Annotated in this window: 1 protein-coding gene; it reads left to right on the top strand. The window is 46.0% G+C overall.

All coding sequences use genetic code 11. The features are described 5' to 3' along the window. The first annotated feature begins 808 nt into the window (after window positions 1-808). Window positions 809-1,105 carry a YkvA family protein gene (locus F6K37_RS43620; protein ID WP_287257376.1) on the top strand — a complete coding sequence of 99 codons (297 nt, stop codon included), beginning with the start codon at window positions 809-811 and terminating at the stop codon, window positions 1,103-1,105. Window positions 1,106-1,152: the final 47 nt, after the last annotated feature.

Raw genomic sequence — 1,152 nt, forward strand, 5'->3', positions numbered from 1 at the left:
GCGATCCCACCTTTTGCAATAAGTTCGACAATATCCACGACTTGCCCTTACTTCCAAATAACTCAGTGGTCTATCAATCTTCTATTGATTTTCAACCACTTACCAAGAAACTGATCCTATTCTCCACGAGTTAACTGATTAGGTCAGGAAATTTACACTTGGACTTTAGCACATCCGGTACAGAGTGTCTTAGCTAGTCCAGGCAGTGTCGGGAGTGTGGGGGGAGATGGGGAGATGGGGAGATGGGGAGATGGGGAGATAGGGAAGAATTTCATTTCCATGGGGCTAAGGTCTGATCACCATAACCAAGTTCCATATTAGGGAAAGCCTCAATTTTTGGTTTCAGCTACCTAAGTCCTAAAATTTCTAATTCTAGTAAAAACTCTAATCAAACGGGTGGTTATCCCCATAGTCGGTTTCTGGAAGAATCTGGCACTATAAATAGTAGCTATAGAGTATTGAGCTGTTGTTTGGTACCTCAGAGCCGGATATTTCCCCAGTCCGGTCTATAGGCAAAACCGCTTGTGCGGTTGCTTCGCTCTCCGGAGAAATCTTAAAAAGAGGTGCGACCCAAGGCCGCGAGGGATTGCTCGCGGCCTTGGAGGCGCGCACCTATCTGGCCCTTGGGGATAACGAGTTTGGCTGGTCTCGGCTGATTAGCATTTAAAACCAGTCCTTTCTTGATGCAGTCGCTCATGGGGGGAACCCCCGCGTGAAGGCGCTGCATCGCTTAAACCATTAGTTGGAGGTGTGGCTTTCTTACCCACGTAACTTGCTATGGGATGAGGTATTCAGCCGCAAATATTTGATGAACAATCCAATTCAATCTTTTTACAACTGGTATCGCAACACTATCCGCCATTCCAAGTACCGGTGGTGGATCATCTTGGGGACCCTAGTTTACTTTCTTAGCCCCATTGATATTTCCCCAGACTTTATTCCCATCCTTGGGCAAATTGATGATATCGCAGTTATAACCCTGCTGGTTTCGGAGCTGTCTCAGTGGCTAATTGACTTTGCCAAAAACCGCCAAAGCGAAAAAATTGCCAATGACACTCAAGACCCTGAAGTCAAGACTGTGGATGTAGACTCTATTGGTGTCTAGTCAAGGGTCTTGAAAGGGTTAACGCAGAAGTGATTATGTGAATTTAC

It is taken from the genome of Moorena sp. SIO4E2, from assembly GCF_010671945.1.
GTDB lineage: Bacteria > Cyanobacteriota > Cyanobacteriia > Cyanobacteriales > Coleofasciculaceae > Moorena > Moorena producens.

Coding starts and splice junctions, on each gene's coding strand:
- F6K37_RS43620 (WP_287257376.1), top strand. CDS start 809: ATGAACAATCCAATTCAATCTTTTTACAACTGGTATCGCAACACTATC.